Consider the following 19,249-nt stretch of genomic DNA (forward strand, 5'->3'; position numbering starts at 1 on the left):
AAGTACCCCGCGGCGATCGCGGTCTGGCAGCGGGCCTGGGAACGCTTCACGCCGTTCCTCGCGTTCCCGCCCGAGCTGCGCAAGGTCATCTACACGACGAACTCGATCGAGTCGATGAACTTCCAGCTGCGCAAGATCATCAAGAACCGCGGTCACTTCCCCTCCGACGAAGCCGCCGTGAAGCTCATGTGGCTCGCGATCCGCGACATCGAGGACAAGCGAGCCCGCGAACGCGCGAAGGAAGCAGGCAAGCCGAAGGGCCAGCGCAACGCCCCCGGATACCTCATCGAAGGAGCCCGGACCAACGGCTGGACAGCCGCGCTCAACCAGCTCGAACTGCTCTACCCCGACCGCCTCGCCGGCCACGTCAACTAAACCAATGACCGCCACTTACACAGAAAACTTGACAGGCCCCGCAGCGAACGCCGCCACAAACACCCCCACCACCCCGGGGTCGGAGCGCAGCGGAGCCGACTTGCCGAGACGGCGCGCGGTCATTCTTGACAGCCAGGAGGAGAGAAAAAAGATGCTTGTACAGTCGGCGGCCGCGCAGCGGACGACGTCAGGCACGCCGTGGCGCTCCGTCGCCGCGGTGCAGCTCGTCCCACACCCGCTCCCCCCGTGTGCGCGGTGCCCTGCCGGGGGTCCGGGTGGTCCGCGTTGCCCGTTTGCCCGCTCGATGCGGGCGACCGGGCTCGGCGGGGAAGCCCCGTCCCCGACCACCCCGTGAGGGGGTCGGGGACGGCGGGCTCACTCCTGTGCGTCGCTGGCTGCTTGTGCTTCCTCACCCGCCAACTCGGCTCCGGTGAACGCGTCGTCCTCGAAGTCGTCGTCGGTGTCGTCCTGGTCGTCCTCGTCGTCGGCGGGTGCGGCGGTGAGGGCGTCGTAGCCGTCGATCACGCCTTGCTCGACCTCGGAAAGGTCGTATCCCCACGCGGCGAGCGCGCGGAGGTAGCGAGCGTCGGCGCCCATCGGGCGGCGCCAGGTGCTGGTCGAGGTGCGGCCCTCGATCGCGGCCAGGACCACCACCAGGCCGATCAGTTGGGCGCGGGACGGGCTGGCTGCGTCGATCGCGCTGGTGATCGCGGACTGGCTACCCGTGAAGCCGCCGTATCCGTTGCTCTTGGCGGCGTCGAGGCCGAGCGCGGTCCGCGCGAGGGCGTGGCCGCTCTGGGCGGCGTGGGCCAGTTCGGTGTTGCAGGTCGTCACGGCGTAGGCGATCAGGCCCGGGGCGTCCTTCGGGGCGGTCTTGCGGGCCGCGAAGGTCCTCAGCCATGCGCGGCGGACCGTCTCAGCGGACCTCCATGCCGTATTACCGGCGACGACCTCGCGCCGCTCGGTCTTCTGCTCCTCGCTCATCGGGCCACTGGTCGTCTGGCTGGCGTTGGTGGACGTTTTGGCGTGTCCGTGGGTCTTGGGGTTGAGGCACACGTGAACGGCGCGCCAGGCGGGGTAGGAGCGGGAGATGTAGGCGGCGCGGCCGGGGCAGGTCGCGTGGTCTTCGGGGGTGATCCGCTCTCCTTCGCTGGTGCGGAGGTCGCTGAGTTCGGTGATGGTCTTTTCTTCCCATGAGGGCCGCTCGATCACGGGGACTCCGGTGGCGGTGAGTTCCGCAACGAGCGTGTCGTGGGCGTGCTGGGTGGCGCGCTCGTCGCGGAGCCGTTGGGCGGCGTGGGCGAACTGGGCGGGCTCTTTCACTGCGACGACTGTCAGTGCCTTAACGATTCCGGCGTCGTCGTCGAACTCGGAGATCACGAGGGCTTGGTCGAGGGTGAGGTCGTATTCGGCGAGGACGGCGGCCGCCAGGGGTGAGGCGGTCACGGTCAGGGCCGCGTCCACGACTTTCCGTTTGGTGTGGGACTGCTTGGCGATCTGCGCGGCGGACACCCCGAGCAGCGTGAGTTGTTGGAAGGCGTTGGCGCGGTCGTTGTCGGTGAGGGCGCGGCGGCGGTCGTTCTCGTCCATCTGCTCGAAGATCCGCTCCGGCTCGCTGTCGGTGGAGTTGAGGATGTAGACGGGGATCGTGGGTTGGCTGGTTTCGATGGCGGCGAGGGTGCGGCGTTGTCCGGCGCGCACGGTCAGGGCGCCGGTCTCGTCGCGGACGGCTTGGATGGGCTGGCGTACGCCGTGGGCGGCGATGGAGGCGAGGAATGCGGGGTCGAGGTCCGCGTGGCTGCGGACGTTCGTCTCGATGGTGAGGGTGCGGGGGTCGATGTGGGCGAACTCGACGTCGTCAGGGACGGTCGCGGGTGTGGTCTGCGTGGTGGTCGCGGTCTGGCTGGTGGTGCTCGTCATGTCGTTGCCCTTTGCTCGTTGACTGTCCGTGTGGACTGGCCGGTGAGTGCCCCGTTTTCCGGGCCTCACCGGCAGGTACGAGGTGGCATCGGGCGGCAAGAGGCTCGCTGCCAACCTGCCCCTGCCGGCACGTGCTCGCCCGAGCTGCGCCTCTTGGTGCGGAGCACCGTCCCTGGCCATCTGCGTGGCGGCCGGTGGGGGCGGGTTTGCTGGGAGGGGCCGGGCGGTGCTACCGGCCAGGTGAGTGCGCTGCAGGAGCCGGCTATCTACGGCAGGTGTCGCACGCGCGTAGCGCCAGATGGCGACGTGGTTCAGCTCTGACCCCCGATCCCCCACCGCTCGAGGTGAGTGGAGCAGGCAGGAGCCCCGCGGGCGACTTCCTGCGATCGGTACGACAGGCGGCAGGCGCGACGTCGCGTAGATGCTCGCCAGCGTCAGCTCACGAGGAAAAGGCTATTCGGCCACAGGATCTCTACGAGTCTCCGGGAAGTTAATTGGCGCGACCGGAGCCGCCGCCGAGACTGCTACCCGGACGCTTTCCTCTCGCCAAAATACCAACCTATTGCAATACCAACTAGCGTCTGAAACTGCACCAGGACGAGTGTGGCGAGCTTTTCGAATCTTTCCCAAGCGTCTTTGTTGGGAACCCAGAAACTGCCGACGAGTACCGCGGCGAGTACCGCGACACCAAGGCCAAACGTGATCCAAATCAGAGTCTTAGCAAGTTTAAACCGCTCGTTTTCGACGGGCGGGCGTGAACCTATCGCACTCTCGACTTCGTTTGGTTTCTCTTCGCCTGCGGGAAGTAGGATGTCTTTAAACAGGCTGTCGTTGCCGGCCAATTCTTGCGAGGGGACTCCGGAATCAGAAGCCATGGGACTCCCCGTCGGTCATCGGAGGACCCATCTCGCAGGGCGGCGGAGCATCGATCTCGAGCGTCAGCGCGCCCGCTGGCTGACGTAGACGCTTCACGCGCCCTGTGGAGCAGTGAAACGGGGTGCCGTCGTCGTTCCGAGTCGGTGGATCGTCTTCGTACATGTGCCGCATGTTGTCCCCCCGCATGAGCCCTAGGGCGAGTGTGTCAGAAGCGGCGCCAGTCGCGGGGAACTCTTGGCGGGCGGTGCTCAGTCCGGTCATGGTTGGCGGTATCCAGACGCTCGTAGGGGGTCTTGTGCTGCATGAACATCGCTTCCCTCGTGTCGGACTGTGCTGTGCGGAGGACTTGTGGACCCCGCGCCGAGGAGGCTTCCTCAGCATCCGAACTGTACCTGATACGTGCCTCATGTGCATAGGATGTACACAGACAGTGCGGCGTCTGGTGGCGCGTGTGTGCACCCAATGCGGGTGAGATACACCTCAAATGTTGACAAGACCTGCCGATGGAGAGGTATGGTCGCCATATCGGCGGCACTCCAAACGCTGCAGAGAGTGGGAGCCCAGACATGAGTCCGATTCGTACGGCGGGGCCGCTCGACACCTCTAGCGGGTGCCGAACCAGCCGCTGACCCGGCTACCGCGCGGCCTCGACCGAGGCCCGCCCACACACGAGACACCAGACACAACTTGCGTGCACCGAGGGACGCTAGTTGTCATCACGATCAACACCTGTAGCCGCACGCGACGCGGCACGCTGAAGGAGTACCCAAAATGAGCACCGTCCTGGAATCCAAGCACGATGCTGTTCGAGCAGACGATTCGCACGTTGTGCGGCTGTCCGTGAATCTCGCCCCGAGTGTTGCTGAAGCGCTGAAGAGCACAGCTGCGAAGCAGGGCATCACGATCACGGAGGCCATTCGACGCGCGGTGGCACTCTGGAAGATGGTCAGCGAGGCGACAGCCAAGAACCAGCGCATCATGATCGTCGAGGGCACTGGTGATAAGGCGCAGTACAAGGAGATCTTCTTCCTGTAAGGGGAAAGACGCTCGACGGCTCGAGTTGAGCGCATCCGTCACCTCCACCCCCCCTGCGCGGCCGCGATTACTTGCTGAGGTCGTAGACGAAGGACAGGCCCGACCCCCCCTGGGGGTCGGGCCTGTCCTCTTTTGAATTCCGGGAAGGGGCGCCGGCACCTCACCCGATGGGGGCCGCTCCCCCACCCCGGTGGACGGCCCGAGCGCCGCCCCTTCAGGACTCCACCCGACCAAGCCGGATCTACGGCGCGGATAGTCCTCGAGGGCGCCTGGTCATCGAGAGACGCGCAGATGTTCGCGGGCCGGCGAGACGGGTCGCCCTGCGGTGCCCCGTCTTCAGGTGGCGGGCCAGGGGTGGATGGGGTCGAGGTGGAGCCGGACGCTGTCGGGGGTGATGACGGGCGGTCCGCCGTCGCGGGTGGTGGCGAGGTGTTCGATGTTTTGGTGGGTGCCGGTGGCGTGGGAGATGGCGGCGCAGACGAGGTCGGTGTTGGTGCGGTCGAGGCCGCTGAGGAGGTGTCCGAGGGGGTCGGTGGTCGGGTGGCCGGCGATCGCGGTGGCGATGAGGGCGATGGATCGTTCGGAGCTGCTGGCGGCGGCGGTGTCGATGGCGGCCGCGGCATCGGCCCAGCGCATCGCGATGTAGTCGGGGCCTTCGGCGCTGATCTGCGCGCACCGCTCGAGGAAGCCGGTTCGGCGGAGCCAGTGGTCGTGGCGGATGAGGAGCTCGGCCGCGGCTTCGAGCGGGTAGCTCCCGCGCGACCAGGCGCGGATCCCGGCGTGGAGCTGCTCGGCGGGCAGGTCGGTGATGACGCTCATGGAGGGGGTGCCCTTCGGTTGGTCGGGGTGGTGTGGGGTGCCCGGTTGGTGTTCTCGGGGGCCGGTGTAACTGATCGGTTTACGTGCTGATCCAGGCGTTGAGGGTGGGGCGGGTGATTCCGGCGAAGCGGGTGATGTCGACCTTGGACATGATCTGCGCGGCGTACACGCCGCTTACTGCGGCGCGCACGAGGGTGTTGTGGGCGGCTGCTTCTAGCGTTTGGCGGCCCTTGTTGGGGGTGCCTCGTGCGGCGAGGATGGCGAGGAGCCGGGCGCCGTGGGTTGCGTACCAGGCGGTGGCGAGCGTCTGGGTGTTGATGGGGGTTTGCTCGAGGGCGTACTCGGCCAGGCGTCCGGTAGCGGGTACGAGGGCGGCTCCGCCGGTGTGAGTCAGCCAGGCGGCGACGAGCCGGGCTGGGCGGGTGGCCGCGACGTCGCTGTCGGGTAGGTCCTTGAAGGTGCGGCGCAGGTCGAGGGCGCCTTGCATGCGCTCGTCCCAGTCCCACGAGCTGATCGCGGGGGCGCTGGTGGTGAGGGCCACGGTCCACGGGTCGCTCTCGCCCTGGGCGACGAGGCCGATTGCGTGTAGGCGCAGGAGGTGTGCGGCCAGCTGGCCGGCGGTCGCGGTGCGGCGGGCGGCTTTGTGGCCGGTGCGGGGTCGGACTTGGCCTGCGTCGGCGGCTGCCCAGGCTCCGTCGTCGTCGCCGGGTGGGGCGGCGGCGTCCCGGGCGCGGGCGACCAGGTCCAGGATCGGACCGGCCCAGTGGTCCGGCAGGGGTGCCATGGCTCGGGTCGTCATCATCACGGTGGTGGTCGTGCTCCTCGTCGTAGTCGCGGTTGTCCGCGGGTCGATCATTCAGCGTTCGCGGGCGGCCCAAGGGCCCGGCCCGGCGCACCGCGGTTCGCTCAGTCGCGGGATGCGTCCGAGCTACCCGCGAAATGGATGCGTCCGGCGGGGTCGAGCTCGTAGAGGGCTCCTCGGACCGGACCGGCTCGCGGGCGGACGGCGAGCCGGGGTCCGGGTGGCTCGCCCTGGCTCTGCCCTGGACCAGTGGACCACTCCCCTGGCTCACTGGCCTGGCGTGCTTGGTGAGGAGCCGCCTTCGGTGGCCAGGTGAGCCACCCAGTGGTTCGCGCCGTGGCCTACCTGGGCCACCTCCGGTTCGGGGTGGCTCGCTGGGTGGCCCACTGGCGCCCCTGCAGGTACCTCGCTCGCGGCGCGTCGGGCCACCGCTCGCGCGACCGTGGACCTGGCGATGCCGAGCCGGAGCGCGACGCTTCGCTGCGAGCGGCCCTGGTCCACGAGATCGAGAACGGTTGCGTTCCGGATCGTGGTCTCGGCCGCCGTAATGACCGGCGCCTGGCTCACCGAGCCATCGCGCCCCGGCTCGCCCTGGTCCTGTACCGGTTCGGCGTGGTCCTGTACCGGCGCGTCCTGCGGTTCGGTGATCAGAGGTTCCGCGTATTGAGTCGTGGTCGGGCTTGCGTGCCATCCCGGGCCACCCGGAGCTGGTCCGGGGCGGTCCGGGATGGCCCGCTCCGACTGGCTATCCGGTTCGCCCTGGTCCGGCGGACCTGTGCGTGGTTCCGTGTACGGCTCGCCGTGGCTAGCCATGGCGTCGGGGCCATGAACGATCGTCGCGGCGGGCAGGACGTCGACGGCGCCGACTGCCGCCAGGACGGTGCGCAAGTCCGTGCCGGGGCCGACCATCCTCAAGGCCGCGACGTGCGAGCGGCGGAGCTTGCGGCGGGCGATGCGCAGCAGCGCGGCTTGGGTGCGCGATTGGCCAGGGAGCCGGCGGGGCCGGCAGTCCTCCATCTGGCGGACGGACAGGGCGTCCTGGGCGACGGCGAGCAGTCGCCGGTCGCGGCGCACCTCCACGAGCGAGCGCGCTTCGTGTTCGCGGCGAGCGGCGGTCAGGACGCGTTCCCAGAGCAGCGCGGCGACCAACGGGGCCGCGAGGCGCACGCCGGCAGCGATCAGGTCGCCGGGGTCGACCTCCCAGGACCGGACGCCGCCGGCCTGCGGCCCGACGAGCTCGTGCGCGCCGGCGAGGATGCCCGAGATGAGCGAGACGCCCCACACCGCGGCCGCGTCCACCCCGCCGGGGCGACCGGCAAGCGCTGAGGCCCTGGTCAGAAGCGCGAAGCTGACGAGCGCGAGCTCGAGGAAGCCGGCCAGTGCGACCGCGACGGGCACCGGGAAGCCCAGCAAGTCGATGGCGAGGCTCGACATGCCCTGCATGGCGAGCACGGTCGGAACGATCGCGCCCGCGCAGGTGACCTGCGTCGCCTGCCGGCGCGCCCGCCGGACAGCCTCGACGTTTGCCAGGGCCGGGGCCGCAGCATGCGGCACGCGGGGATCGCCCTCAATGAGGTCTGGGGTGCTCATCAGGCAGCCCTGACGGTGGTGGTGCGCTGGGTTAGCACGCCGACAGCGAGGGCCAGGGCGACCAGCTCGTCGATCTCGACATCAACGACGGAGACAGGCACGAGGGTGATGACGCGGTGGCGAGTGATCTGGGCGAGAATTGACACGGGAACCTCCAGTGAAGTGGTTGTTTCCTTCGGCCCCGGCGGTGGTGAGACACCGTCGGGGTTCTTTCACGCTCGGGCTGAGGTCAGCCCTTCGGTGGAGTCGTGGGACGCCCGCGCGGCGGGCGGGTCCCGGGGTCTTCGGCGGCGCGTAGACGCTCGACCAACTCGTTCACGCGCTCCTCGTGTAGGGCGCGGACGTCAGCCAGGCGGTCTGTGGTCGTGTGCTCGGCGACCTCGGCTGCCCTGAGTGCGCTGGCCTGCTCGGCGCGCAACTGCGCGGTGATCGCGGCGAGTTCGCCCCGGACCTGCGCGCGATCGTCCTCCAGCGTGCTGATGCGCTGGTCCCGAGTCGCCAGCTGCTCACGCAGCTGCTCGCGCTGGGCGGCTTGTTCCTCCAGGCGTACGTGCGCCTCGGCGAGTCGCGAGTGACCCTCGCGGATCTCCTCCTGGAGGTCGCTGACCTTCTGGTCACGCTCGGCGAGCGACTGCCGGAGGGACTCCCCCGATTCCTCGGCCTGCTTGGCGCGTTCCAGCGCGTGGGCAAGCCGGTCGTCGAGGTCGACGTTCTCCTGCTCCGCGTCGGCCAGCTGGGCCTCGACGACACCGATCCGCTCACGGGTCCGCTCGAGCGTCTCCTGCGCGCCGGCAAGGTCGGCGCGGACGAGCGTGGTCTCAGCGCGAGATTCGGAGAGCTGCTCGACCAGGTCACGCGCCTCGGACTGGGCCTGGTCCCGCTCGCCCGCGACGCCGGCGAGGGCAGCCTCCAACTGCTCGCCCGCGATGCGCGCAGCCTCAGCGGCTACCTCATGGGTGTGGGCGAGGTCGCGGGCTTCGGCCTCGGCAATCAGGGCCTCCTCCGCGGCTGCCTCGGCCTCCTCGCGGCGCTGGTCCGCCTCGAGTGCCGCAGCCTCGGCCGCGCGCCTGCGCTGCTCGGCCGACGCTGCGGCGAAGCGCGCCTCGGCGGCGCGCTGGTCCGCCGAGGCGGACACGCTTTCGAGCTCGACCTCGACGGCCTCGACGTCCCCGAGCGTGCGCAGCTCGCTCACGACGTCGTTCGTCATCGTCGCCAGCGCCAGCACCGCGGCCTCCACGCGCTCGACGAGCATCCCCGCCCGCACGCGGGCGAAAGTCACCGGCTCGGCATCCTCCCCCGCGGCCGCCGACGCGACGGCGCTGCCGGTCGCCTCTGCCTCCTTACGAGCACGGAACGCCGACGCCCTCGTGTGTGCGGGGTCATCGCAGTACGCCAAGGGACGCCCCGGGCCGCCGTTCTCCTCCGCCGGGCGCGTGCAGCCCGGGAACCGGCAGACGCGCACGGCGACGCCGTCAACCGCGACCGCGACCGCCGGTTCCTCGTTTCGCTCTTCGTTTCGTTCCGTCATATTGTTATCGTAGCAGAGGTGACGATACAGAACAACGATTCTCGTCAGATTGGGCTTCTTCGTCCAGAGCCCAGTGCCCAGGCGCGACCGGGGCGCCCGCGGTCGCCGGTCCCGTTACTCATCCCCGGAGGTGGGCCCGACCCAGCCGCGACCAAAGGTTTCGCCGGCCCGTCCGTCGCCGGCTCGTCCGTGGGTCGTCCCCCACGCAGCTCGGCTAGGGCGCCAGCTAGGCGGCGATCGCGTGTGGTCACACCGCGGGTCCTAGGCCTACCTGAACCTAGGTAGACCTAGGTGTGTAAACCTTCGTCTACCTAGGTCCAGGTGGACGAAGGTTGGACAACGTGGGCATACCGTCGTGCAGGTGCGCGTGTCGGTCACACTTCGTCGTCGAGCTCGCATGTTGACTGGAGCACACCAAATATCCTGTGTCCTCGCCGGCTGAGGCCGAGAGAAGAAGGGGGAGTCACGCTGTGCTCTCGCAAGCCATCGCAGTGATCAACGGCAAGGGAGGCACCGGCAAGACCAGTCTGGTGACGAACCTGGCTGGTGTGGCGGCTGTCGCCGGCTACCGCGTCCTGGTGGTCGACCTGGACCCGCAGACGAACACCAGCAACGATCTGGGTTACGACAAGAAGCCGTGGGCCAATGGGCTGTTGAACTGCCTCACTCTCAGCCAGCCGTTACCGATGCTGCGCGATGTCCGGCCGGGCCTGGACGTGGTGCCTGCTGGAAAGAACTTGGCCAAGTGGTCAGTCCATGCCGCCTTGAACGCCCGGTCTGATCCTCGCAACCCGCCCGAGCTCGCGCTGGAGCGGATGCTGCTCGCACTGTCTGACGACTACGACTTAGTTCTCTTCGACTGTCCGCCCGGTAACGAGGAACTCCAGTTGCTCGCACTCGCTGCGGCCCGCTTCACCTTGATTCCGTTCATGCCGGACGACGCCAGCATCGAAGGTCTCGAGGAAGTGTCCGACCGGTTCGAACGGGCCCGCATCGTCAACCCGGACTTGGAGCTGCTTGGCGTGGTGCTGTTCGGGGTACCGTCCGCGGCCAAGCGGGTCCGTGCTGAAGCTTTGGACAAGGTCACGACCGCACTGGGGGAGTCTCTGCTGCTCAACCAATCTGTCCGCGGATTGCAGGCTCCGGCTGTGGGTGCTCGCAACCGGCACCAGTTGGCGCACGAGTACGAGGCGGATGCCGACACGCAGGAACCGTTCTACGCGGCTTTGCGGCACACCCGGGAGGGTGGAGAGTCACTACCGGTTGCCCGACTCGCTGGTACAGCTTCGACTCTCGCGGCCGACTATCAAAACGTCACGGCCGAGGTCCTGCAGCGCATGAAGATGGCGTTGGCGGTGGATGAGCATGAGCCCACAGCCGTCTGAGCCTGGTACCAAGCTGCTCGCGATCGACGGGCTCCGGAAGCCGGCCCGTTCCGTCGTCCCGGGGCCGCCGGAACGACGTCCGCTCGCCAAGCCGGCCATCGCGCCGGTGACTGACCTCGGGCCAGACCAGCTCGGCGGTCCAGACTCCGTTTCGCAGATGCAGTTGCGCGGAACGCCCGAGAGCCTGTCGCCTGACAGTGTTCATTTGAGCGCGGTTCCACCTGCGCCGAATGCGGCAGGCGAGTCGACACCAGCCCGGGTGGCGTCGATGCCACTAGTTGCGCCTGTTCCCGAACAGGAGATGCCGACGGCTCCGCAGGTAGTCGCGGCGCTGGATGCAGCGGCTCAGGCCAGACTCATCGAGGAGACTGGCAAGTTGAGTTGGACCGAGATGGTGGCCAACCCGGTCAAGCCGACGGTGGCAGCCAGCAAGATCCGCAAGGCCGGGTCGCGGGGGCAGTTGAACGTCGAGATCAGCCTCGTACTGCAGGAGCACTTCCGACAGCACTGCGACGAGAACCGACTTCAGCGCGTCGACGTTATCGAGGCTTTGCTGCGCACCTGGATGACTAGTCGCGACGACCCGCCGCCCCTGAAGTAGCACGGTGCGACCCCCGCCGACCGTGACGGGCGATGAGCCCCGTGACGCCGGCATTCTCTATCGGGGTCTTCCTCGTTGTTCTGTATCTATCTCACGCGGCGACGAGGCCGGCGAGGGACCAGGTCGCGGCGTCCTCCTCGGGGGGCCACCAGTAATCCTCGATGAGGTCCTCGAGCTCGCGCGAGCAGTCGGGTTCGTGGCGGGCGAGGTAGCTGCGCCAGATCTGGCGCTCGTAGGCGTAGCGGCGCAGCTGCATGGTGACGGCGTCCAGCGCGCCGACGAGCTCGGCGACGGCGCGCAGCCGGTCGGGGCGCGCGACGAGGCCGGTGGGGGAGCGGTCCACGAGGCCGTAGGAGGCGAGGGTGTCGACGGCGGCCGCCACTGCGCTGCGGGATAGGCCGGTGGTTGGTACCAGGGTGGTGATCGTCGTGGCGGTGTTGTTCTCAAGGGCTTCGAAGACGAACGCGGCGACGTGGCCGAGCTCGCGGAACGCCGGTCGCAGCGCTTGGGCTTTGCCTCGGTCCCATCGCAGGTCAGAGGCGATGTCGACGAGATCGGCGGGGATCGTGAGCTCGTACAGGTCGGCGTGCTCGCCGCGTGCCGGCTCGACGAGATCGACCCAGCCGTCTGGTTGTGCGGCGAGGCGTCGCAACACGGCGGCGACGGTGGAGTAGTCGGCACCGGTGGCCACGGCGATTGAGCGGACGCCGAACGCGACGTGCCGGGAGTCGCTCTTGTGAGCTGCCTCTCCAAGTGCGCGCAGGACGAACCTGGTGAGGTGTCCTCGCCTGCCGGGGAAGCGGTGGAGCTCGACCGCGCGCAGCAGAGTTCGCCAGGTGCGGATGTGGTCGTGCTCGGGGATCGCCTCACGAGCAGCAGGGTCACCCCCGTGTGTCAGAGGGGGGCTTGTGTGGGATTTGAGGACATGGCTATCTGGGCTGGTTGAGGACTTTTTCTGTCGATCGATGACGATGAAGTGGTGGGCTCGTCGCCAGTCCTCGCTCAGGGAGACGGCGCGCTGGGCGAGCGAGTATCGGGCGTACATGGCAGCTAGTCCCGGCCACCGGCCATCGGCGAGGCGGACGGCGACGTCGGCCAGGGCCCAGCCGGCTGCCACGGCGCCGGCGATGACGCCCTGGCGTGCCTCGGACGGAGATCCGTAGCGGCCGCGGTCGTAGTCCCCGCTCGCGGCGATCGCCTGCAGTCGGGTGCTCAGCGCCCGCGGTGCGCCCAGCGGGGGCGGCCCGGGGGCGTGTGCGGGGTCCTGCGGGGCGTCGCGGGTGGTGCGCCAGGCGGCGATCTCGTCGCGCAGGTGTGTGCGGATCTCCTCGAGGATCTCAGGGCTGTTCGGGCGCCGCAGGGCGTCGTACGCGGCTGCCAGCGGCATCGTGAGCTCCTGGTGTCCGCCGCGCTTGTGCGTGGCGCCGGGCGGGCGGATGCACCCAGTACGCAACGAGCGGTGCGGGCCGGCGTCCAGGGTCGGGTAGGAGGCCGCCAGGGCCTCGACTACCTCACGGGTCAGCTCGTAGGGCATCCGCTGCTCGAGCGGCACGTACACGTGGATCCCGCCGGTGGGAGACCTGTCCGTCACGACCCGCGCGCCCCGCTCCCGCAGCCATCCGGTCAACCGTGTCGCGTCGGCCGCGACGGCATCGGGCCCGCCGCGGCCGATGTCCAGGTCGAGGCACAGCGCGGCGCAGCACCCGTCCGGGCCGTAGATGCGCACCGCGGCCGGTGCGGCCGGCAGGACTGACGTCAGGGGGCGCTCGTCGCGGGTGCGGTACTCGAGGACGCCGCGGGAGCGGACCCCGATCCGCACCCGCGCGACGCCGGCGAGCAGCGGGGCGCAGGCAGCCCAGGCCTCCCGGGCTGTCGCGAATGCGACCGAATCACCCGGCGTGTCGCGGGGGATTGGTGGCACTGTGTGGTCGTTGCGGGTTATCGTGGTGCCGTTCTCTCATGGACACACCGAAGGGTGTGTCTGAACTGAAACTCTTCACTTCCCCCCGCCTGCCAGCTGAGGGTGAAGAGCTTTCGAACTTCTAGTTCTGGCCCGTCCCGCAAGGGTCGGGCCACAACTGTTTCTGCGACTTATGCGGTCCTGAGCGGCAACTCCTCCTGGCCCTTGAGGGCCGGTGTTCGCCAAGCGGGGCACCCCGTGGCGTCGACTTCGTCGCGAACGATCAGAGCCTCGATGTACGCGGAGATGGACATGCCTGCGGCGTCAGCTGCGCGCTGCGCCTTCTTGTGAACCGCGACGGGCACGCGACTCTGAACGGGAACGATTGGCCCCGCTCGTGCGCGGTAGGCCCGACCTCTCACTGGTGGCATGGGGTCGATCATGGCGCATTGTGCATGTGCATGCGCGGACCTCGTCGGCGTGTCGGCACGGAAATACTTGGGCCGAAAGCGCAGGTCAGCGCTCGGCGAGGTAGGCCATGAACTCAGCGAGTTGGCCACGTAGGGCGTCGACGTCGACGGTGTAGCGGATGCCGGCGCGTCCGCGGCGCAGAGCGCCCTCGCGGTCGGCTCGCAGTACGCCACCGGCTTCGAGGGCCGTGGCATGAAGGAAAGCGGCGCCCGGAGCGAGGCCCGTGAGTTCGCAGATGCGGTGTCGGTCCGCACCGGGCTCATCGAGTACTGCCCGGAGCACCGCCAGCCGCGATGCGTTGAGCGCGAGCGTCCGCATGGTGACCGCCATCTCCTGCCGCGGTGGCGGATGGGGAGGTTGACCTGGCATGTCCTCATCCTGCCGTACCCCCTCGAAACTTATGTGCATCCTCGCTGCATATAACTCTAGCCCACATCCGCATGGCACGAGCGCAAGGTGCTCGCCCCTCGTGACGCGGTCCGTCGTTGGGTCCGGCACGACACTGCATGCCAGACCCCAGCTAGAGGCCCCGCGCGACGGCGGCACCGGCTGCGAGCCAGGCGCGTTGGGTAGCGGGGCATAGCGCACCGTGGCGCAGCACGCCGTCGACCATTGCCAGGTCGTGCGGAATCGTGACGACCTCGCGCGCGAGGTCCTCGTAGCCGCCTGCGACACGGGCGACGTCGGCGCGGGTGGCCTTGGCGTCGGCCTGGCTGACGACGACGACGGCGTTGTGCGCGAGTTTGGCCGAGCGGTCGTCGCGGTCGGCGAGGTCCTCCAGGAGCAGGGCGCCTGCTTCGGCGTGGTCGGCGCGTGTGGTCGTGGCGACTACCACCTGGTCGGCGTGGTCGATCATCCGCAGCCACATCGGGTCCGACTCGTCGTTGCCGGAGTCGATGAGGATCAACCTGTAGTACTTGGCGGCCACGGCGTGGATCGCGTCGACGTCCTTGGGCCCGACGCGCTGATCCACAGCGAGCATCGGCGGCTTGGAACGCAGGACGTCGAAACGGTCCTTGGGCTGGTGGTGCACGTAGTTCGCCAGATCCGCCGACTGGGCGCCGGTGCCGAGCAGGCGACTGGTCTGAGGCAGCAGGTCGAGCAGCGTCGCCTCGTGGGGGCCCTGACGGGTGCGCCAGCCCAACGTGCCCCTGGTCTGGTTGTTGTCCCAGGTCAGAACTCCCGCGCCGCCGTAGAGCGCGAACACCGCAGCCAGCAGGATCGTGGTGGGGGTCTTGCCCGACCCGCCCTTGCCGTTGACGACCACGATGGTGCGCGGCCCGGGCCAGTTCTGGCTGACGGCCAGCTGGTCTGAGCGCTCCAGCCGCTCGGCGTTGCTCGGGTTCATGCGTAGCCCTGCACGGGTCAGCAGCCCGCGCAAGCCCTCGATGGCCGGTTCCTCGACCTGCTCCTCGAGGAGGAACGACGCTCGGGCTTCGCGGCGCGTGCGGGTCGGGATCGACTCGGGGTTCTGCTCGACTGATTCCGCAGTCGGAGGCGCGACATCGAAGCGCCGAGCCGGATCGGCATCGCTGGCGCGCTGAAGGATGCGCTCAGGGCCCGGGACCGTATCGAGGCTTGCTTCGAGGGCCGCGATGTTGGCTGCCTGGGCGTCGCTCTCGTCCTTGGCGCCCTGGGCGGCGCGCTCGTCGGTGGCGGCGTCCTGGGAGGTGATGGATTCGACGTCGGTGGCTGTTCCGTCTGGGTGGATGACCAGGCGTGTGGTGTTTCCGTCGGCCGTGGCGATCGCCCGGACCGGTCGGTCGAGTTCCTGGGCGACGTCGCGCGCAACGGCGTGTACCGCGACGCGGTGCAGGTCGGGCTCCTCGCCGGCGTCGACCAAGCGACCGTTGACCTTGACTGTCTGGTCGGCGATGGTGATGCGGATGACGGGGAACGGTGCAACGGCGCCCGGGTTGTTACTCATGGTCTGGCTCTCCTTCTACTGAGATGGATTGGTCGGCACTGACGGTCGAGACGGCCCACGGCCCGGAGGGGTCTGCCCGGATCAGCGTGTACGTGGCGATGACGTGGGTCGCCGGGCCTGTCCAGCCGTCCCTGCCCGTAGGCGTGACGGTGATGGCACGCGTTCGGTTGGACGTCGTGGCGGAGTCAGGCGGCCCGGTCGGGTCGTCGGCGTCGAGGACTTGAACGACGGTCTTCCCGTCGTGTTGGACGAGCTCGAGCCAGTTCGCTCCGCCGCTCGGTCGTTGAGTGGAGAGGAGCTCCGCGTACTTCGGGGTGAGCCAAGGCGTGGCCCGCGTGCTTGCGGTGGTCGGGCTCACGTCCGAGCGCGTATCGCAGGTCCAGGTGATCGCGGCGACGGCCGTGGCGACGGCGGCCGCGTCCTGGCTGTCGACGCCGGTGGGCAGGGTCGGGGCAGGCCCGGTCGCGACCCACACTGTGCGTGCGGGGGTCGCCGCGGGCGTGCGCGCGGCGGGCGAGGCTGCGGCGCGGGACGCTGGGACGGGTGCTGGTGCCGGTGCAGCGTCGGCGCATCCGCCCAACGCCGCGAGCAGGAGCGTGGCGGTGGCCAGTGCGTAGGGCAGTGGGCGTCTGATCATGGTCCGACGAACTCCCAGTGCCACGGCTCGGGCTTGGAGCCACCCGGGCGCGCCCAGGACGGGTGCTCCCAGCCGTAGGTCCGGGCGTTCGCCTGCATCCAGGCGAGCGCGTTCGCGTCGAGGCCAAGGTCCACCGCCAGACCCCAGCCGTGGTTAGACGTCCCGGGTTCAGCTGCGAGGCCGCCCTTGGTGGCCTTGATGGTCACCTGCCCCGCGTAGTCGCGGTACGCCGAGGAGATGATCAGGTCGGACCCGAACTGAGCCCTATAGGCGACGTTGAGCTTCTCCAGCGCCTGTTCTGCGTCGCAGCGCAGGAGGAACTGCGGCGCTGCCCAGGCGATGTGGCACAACGCGGAGGGGTCCAGGTGACCGCTGCCGGACATCGCGACGCGGGCCGTGCCGTCGGCGGTCACTGGCGGCCCGCTGCCGGTGTCGCCGGCGGCGGGTGCCTGGCTGAACTTCGGGATGGCCGCCATGATGCGCTCGACGTACGCCTGGGTCTCGGGGAACGGCGGGATCCCGCCTGCGGCCTCGACTGCGCCTGGTCCGGCGTTGTACGCAGCGAGGGCCAGCTGCAGCGGGTCACCGGTGACCGTGCCGGCCGCGAGGTCGGCGGTGACCTTGGCGAGCAGAGCGCACATCATGTCGCCCTGCGAGCCGATCGCGTCGGCTGGGTCCTGGATGTTGGCGACGCCGTCGCCGGAGTAGTCCTTGCCCCTGGTCGCCCACGTGGCGGGCATGAACTGGGCGATGCCTTGGGCTCCGGCGGGTGATCCTGCGGATGGGTCCCAGCCGCTCTCGGCTTCGATCTGCGCAGCCAGCAGTGGCGCGGAGATACCTGCGCACCGGGTCCCGGCATCGACCACGTACGCCGCGTAGGCCGCGGGAATCGCGCTCTGGTTCAGGGTCCCGCTACCGCCGCTGGAGGTCGCCGTCGTAGGCAACCCACCAGCAAACATGGGGAAGAGAAGAGCCAACCCAAGGGTCGGCACTCCGACCGCGAGCCAGGGGCCCGCGCTCACCCCTGGTCGCCGCGAACGAGGTTGATCAACGCGGTCTTGGAGTACCGGCGTGAGCGCCCAACCTTGCCCGCGGGGATCTCTCCGCGCTTGGCCGCAGCCTCCAGCTGGCCGATTGTCAGCCGAAGCAGCCACGCTGCCTGGTCCGCCATCAGGATCTCGGGGAGGTCGGCGACGTCCTGGGCTGTGGGAGCATGCGCCGGGACCTCGGGGGGCGCGGACTCGTCGCTCATGACTGCACTCCGGCTAGGGAGCTGGTGGAACCTCGCCGGTGACCATGGCCTCGATACGCGTCTTGGAGAACCGCCACATCCGGCCCACCTGCGTCGCGGGAATCTCCCCGGCGGCGACCCAACGACGCACCTGGACCTCTGACACTCCCAAGATCTGCGCCACCTCCTCGGCGATCAAGATCTCCGGGAGCGCCGCGTACTCCGCGGCCGTCAGTCGTCTGGACATAGACAAACAGCCTACTTCTGTGTTCCACATCGGCCTCCTTCTTCGCCTCACGATCAGCACCGCGGATGGTGCCCCGCCTCACACATTAGTCACTCTCACAGCAGATGAACCACAGATGGTGGCCGGTGACAGGACATTGACGACATTTGAGGCCCTGTCGCGACACTTAGACACTATCTCATGGCAAGTGAGATGTCATTCGGTGTGAGCGAGGTGCTGTAGGCTTTGTCCTGACCGCGTTGACCACATCACGCTGAGGGGACAGGAAATGGCAAAGTTGGCCCCGTCGTCGCCGTGGGCTGTCCCGGCTATCGGCACTCCACTCGTCGCGGCCGCAGCGCCCGAGCCGGTCCGCCCCCGCGCGACCCGCCCCGCTGCGCCCACCCCTCGCGGGGACTTCGCAGCGCGGACCGAGGAGTCGTACGACGGTGCGGCGACCTTCGTCTGGCTCGGTGCCCACGGCGGCGCCGGAGTCAGCGCGCTGGCCGGGGCGAGTGGTCAGGGTGTGGCGCTGACCATGACGTGGCCCGTGCCGGCGCTCGGGTGGCCGGCGAGGGTCGCCGTCGTGTGCCGGACCGACGCGCGAGGGATGACCGCCGCGGGCCAGCTTCTAGGTCAATGGGCGGGCCACCGGGCGGGCGACGTCGAGGTCGTCGCGCTGGTTGCCGTTGCCGACTCGCCCGCCCGGATGACCAAGGTGCTGCGGCTTCGGCTGCACGAGCTTTCGGGATCGGTGCCCGTCGTGGTGATCGTCCCGTGGATCGCCTCATGGCGAGAGAACCCCGGAGTGGCCGACCCGGCCGCGACCAAGGCTGCGGCGCAGGTCGCCGCACTGACAGGAGATATCTGATGCTCAACAGCCTCGCCGCCCACGCCGTCGTTCACTGGGACGTCATAGTCCCCAAGCCCTCGGGGACACCGCCAAAGGAACTCACGGACAAGATCGGCGCCCTGTTAGGCATCGTGATGATCGCCGTCGCTGCGGCCTGCGTCCTGGGCGTACTCATCACCGCCATCAAGATGGCGATCGCCTGGGGTCGCGGCGAGCTCGGCGAGTCCGCAAAGGGCCTCGTCGGGGTGCTGATCGCCTGTGTGCTGGCTGGTTCGGCAAGTGCCCTCGTCGGTTACGCCATCAACTGATGCTCACCGACCCGCAGGAGCGAGGCTTCTTCGCCCAGCCCCGCACGATCTGGGCGGGGCTGGGCGTTGGGGTCCTCGTCGTGGTCCTGGCGATCTGGTTCTTCGCCGGAGGCGCCACCACCCCCGCGCCGAAGGCCGGCGCTACCACCCCGGCGGCGCCCGCAGCCCCGTCCTCGGCGCCCTCCCCGAGGTATGAGTCCGCGTGCGGGCTGAGTGGCGGCACGACCGGCAGCCCCACCGCCGAGCCGAGAGATCTGAAGTGGGTCGCCCTCGACGGGTGGTACCTGCCAATCTCGCCGTCGGCCGGCCCCGGAGTGCGATCGGACGCCGGCCCGTGGAAATGCTTCGCCCGGACACCTACCGGTGCGCTTCTGGCTTCTGCGGTCATCGTGCTACGAGCCGACGGCCTCGCCGACGACTTCGAGACCGTGATCCGCGAGCAAACGATGCCCGGACCCCTGCAGGACGCCAAGATCGCGGCCGGCAAGCAGGTAATGCCGTCCGCGTCCACGGCGCCGCTGGGCTTCAGGATCGACAAGTACACCGATGACGAGGCGACCATCTCTCTCTATGTGTCACAGGGCGGCGCGGGCGACTTCACCTGCTCGGGAATCGTCCAGTGGTACGAGGGCGACTGGCGTCTTCGCCTCGCGCCCGACGGCGGCACAGCACAGAGCTGCATCCAGGGCCCGCCACTGGGCGACTACATCCCCTGGGGCGTCTGAAATGTGCGATGGCAAAGATCCGGTCGCGTGCGTGACTGAC

The 19,249-nt window shown here is 69.0% G+C and carries 21 protein-coding genes; 7 read left to right on the plus strand and 14 right to left on the minus strand.

Annotated features, from left to right (window positions below):
- A partial coding sequence (locus VIM26_RS12595; protein ID WP_331951665.1) for a transposase occupies window positions 1-375 on the plus strand: 375 nt, incomplete at its 5' end.
- A gap of 375 nt (window positions 376-750) precedes the next feature.
- Here the strand turns inward: VIM26_RS12595 and VIM26_RS12600 are convergent.
- Together VIM26_RS12600 and VIM26_RS12605 are read right to left on the minus strand one after the other, a co-directional pair.
- A complete protein-coding gene (locus VIM26_RS12600; protein WP_331951667.1) occupies window positions 751-2,295 on the minus strand; it encodes a ParB/RepB/Spo0J family partition protein in 1,545 nt (514 codons plus the stop codon).
- 524 nt (window positions 2,296-2,819) lie between these two features.
- Entirely contained in the window at window positions 2,820-3,170 is a 351-nt protein-coding gene (locus tag VIM26_RS12605; RefSeq protein ID WP_331951669.1) for a hypothetical protein, read from the minus strand.
- Between the two features lie 772 nt (window positions 3,171-3,942).
- On the opposite strand from VIM26_RS12605, the gene VIM26_RS12610 reads away from it, so the two are divergent.
- Window positions 3,943-4,206: a ribbon-helix-helix protein, CopG family gene (locus tag VIM26_RS12610; protein ID WP_331951671.1), complete on the plus strand. Its 264-nt coding sequence runs from the start codon at window positions 3,943-3,945 to the stop codon at window positions 4,204-4,206.
- A 336-nt stretch (window positions 4,207-4,542) separates the two neighbouring features.
- Here VIM26_RS12610 and VIM26_RS12615 read toward each other — a convergent pair whose 3' ends face one another.
- The 5 genes from VIM26_RS12615 to VIM26_RS12635 form a co-directional block, all read right to left on the minus strand.
- Complete coding sequence (locus tag VIM26_RS12615) at window positions 4,543-5,025, minus strand: hypothetical protein (protein ID WP_331951673.1); 483 nt, start codon at window positions 5,023-5,025, stop codon at window positions 4,543-4,545.
- Between the two features lie 79 nt (window positions 5,026-5,104).
- Window positions 5,105-5,809, minus strand: a complete 705-nt coding sequence (locus VIM26_RS12620; RefSeq protein ID WP_331951675.1) for a hypothetical protein — start codon at window positions 5,807-5,809, stop codon at window positions 5,105-5,107.
- A 285-nt stretch (window positions 5,810-6,094) separates the two neighbouring features.
- Window positions 6,095-7,417: a hypothetical protein gene (locus tag VIM26_RS12625; RefSeq protein WP_331951677.1), complete on the minus strand. Its 1,323-nt coding sequence runs from the start codon at window positions 7,415-7,417 to the stop codon at window positions 6,095-6,097.
- Entirely contained in the window at window positions 7,417-7,563 is a 147-nt protein-coding gene (locus VIM26_RS12630) for a hypothetical protein (protein ID WP_331951679.1), read from the minus strand. Before VIM26_RS12630 ends, VIM26_RS12625 begins: the two co-directional genes overlap by 1 nt.
- An 83-nt stretch (window positions 7,564-7,646) precedes the next feature.
- Window positions 7,647-8,945, minus strand: a complete 1,299-nt coding sequence (locus VIM26_RS12635) for a hypothetical protein (RefSeq protein WP_331951681.1) — start codon at window positions 8,943-8,945, stop codon at window positions 7,647-7,649.
- A gap of 470 nt (window positions 8,946-9,415) precedes the next feature.
- Between VIM26_RS12635 and VIM26_RS12640 the strand changes: the two genes are divergently transcribed.
- Window positions 9,416-10,330, plus strand: coding sequence for a ParA family protein (locus tag VIM26_RS12640; RefSeq protein ID WP_331951683.1), 915 nt, complete (start codon window positions 9,416-9,418; stop codon window positions 10,328-10,330).
- On the plus strand, window positions 10,311-10,931 hold the full coding sequence (locus VIM26_RS12645) for a hypothetical protein (RefSeq protein WP_331951685.1): 621 nt from the start codon (window positions 10,311-10,313) through the stop codon (window positions 10,929-10,931). Before VIM26_RS12640 ends, VIM26_RS12645 begins: the two co-directional genes overlap by 20 nt.
- 91 nt (window positions 10,932-11,022) lie before the next feature.
- Here the strand turns inward: VIM26_RS12645 and VIM26_RS12650 are convergent, their stop codons facing one another.
- The 7 genes from VIM26_RS12650 to VIM26_RS12680 all read right to left on the minus strand — a co-directional run bounded on the left by VIM26_RS12650 (window position 11,023) and on the right by VIM26_RS12680 (window position 17,344).
- Window positions 11,023-12,852: a MarR family transcriptional regulator gene (locus VIM26_RS12650; protein ID WP_331951686.1), complete on the minus strand. Its 1,830-nt coding sequence runs from the start codon at window positions 12,850-12,852 to the stop codon at window positions 11,023-11,025.
- 495 nt (window positions 12,853-13,347) lie between these two features.
- A complete protein-coding gene (locus VIM26_RS12655; protein WP_331951688.1) occupies window positions 13,348-13,632 on the minus strand; it encodes a hypothetical protein in 285 nt (94 codons plus the stop codon).
- A gap of 190 nt (window positions 13,633-13,822) precedes the next feature.
- A complete protein-coding gene (locus tag VIM26_RS12660) occupies window positions 13,823-15,229 on the minus strand; it encodes an AAA family ATPase (RefSeq protein WP_331951689.1) in 1,407 nt (468 codons plus the stop codon).
- Window positions 15,222-15,866 carry a hypothetical protein gene (locus tag VIM26_RS12665; protein ID WP_331951691.1) on the minus strand — a complete coding sequence of 215 codons (645 nt, stop codon included), beginning with the start codon at window positions 15,864-15,866 and terminating at the stop codon, window positions 15,222-15,224. Before VIM26_RS12665 ends, VIM26_RS12660 begins: the two co-directional genes overlap by 8 nt.
- Entirely contained in the window at window positions 15,863-16,810 is a 948-nt protein-coding gene (locus tag VIM26_RS12670) for a transglycosylase SLT domain-containing protein (RefSeq protein ID WP_331951693.1), read from the minus strand. The genes VIM26_RS12665 and VIM26_RS12670 overlap by 4 nt, the downstream gene beginning before the upstream one ends.
- Before the next feature lie 74 nt (window positions 16,811-16,884).
- A complete protein-coding gene (locus tag VIM26_RS12675) occupies window positions 16,885-17,118 on the minus strand; it encodes a hypothetical protein (protein WP_331951695.1) in 234 nt (77 codons plus the stop codon).
- Window positions 17,119-17,131: 13 nt separating this feature from the next.
- Window positions 17,132-17,344, minus strand: a complete 213-nt coding sequence (locus VIM26_RS12680; RefSeq protein WP_331951697.1) for a helix-turn-helix domain-containing protein — start codon at window positions 17,342-17,344, stop codon at window positions 17,132-17,134.
- Between the two features lie 268 nt (window positions 17,345-17,612).
- On the opposite strand from VIM26_RS12680, the gene VIM26_RS12685 reads away from it, so the two are divergent.
- The 3 genes from VIM26_RS12685 to VIM26_RS12695 are packed head-to-tail and all read left to right on the plus strand — an operon-like array spanning window position 17,613 to window position 19,209.
- On the plus strand, window positions 17,613-18,194 hold the full coding sequence (locus VIM26_RS12685) for a DUF6668 family protein (RefSeq protein WP_331951699.1): 582 nt from the start codon (window positions 17,613-17,615) through the stop codon (window positions 18,192-18,194).
- Window positions 18,194-18,484 carry a DUF6112 family protein gene (locus VIM26_RS12690; RefSeq protein ID WP_331951701.1) on the plus strand — a complete coding sequence of 97 codons (291 nt, stop codon included), beginning with the start codon at window positions 18,194-18,196 and terminating at the stop codon, window positions 18,482-18,484. Before VIM26_RS12685 ends, VIM26_RS12690 begins: the two co-directional genes overlap by 1 nt.
- Window positions 18,484-19,209: a hypothetical protein gene (locus tag VIM26_RS12695; protein ID WP_331951703.1), complete on the plus strand. Its 726-nt coding sequence runs from the start codon at window positions 18,484-18,486 to the stop codon at window positions 19,207-19,209. The genes VIM26_RS12690 and VIM26_RS12695 overlap by 1 nt, the downstream gene beginning before the upstream one ends.
- Window positions 19,210-19,249: the final 40 nt, after the last annotated feature.

This window comes from Pengzhenrongella sp., assembly GCF_036565025.1.
Classification (GTDB): Bacteria; Actinomycetota; Actinomycetes; order Actinomycetales; family Cellulomonadaceae; genus Pengzhenrongella.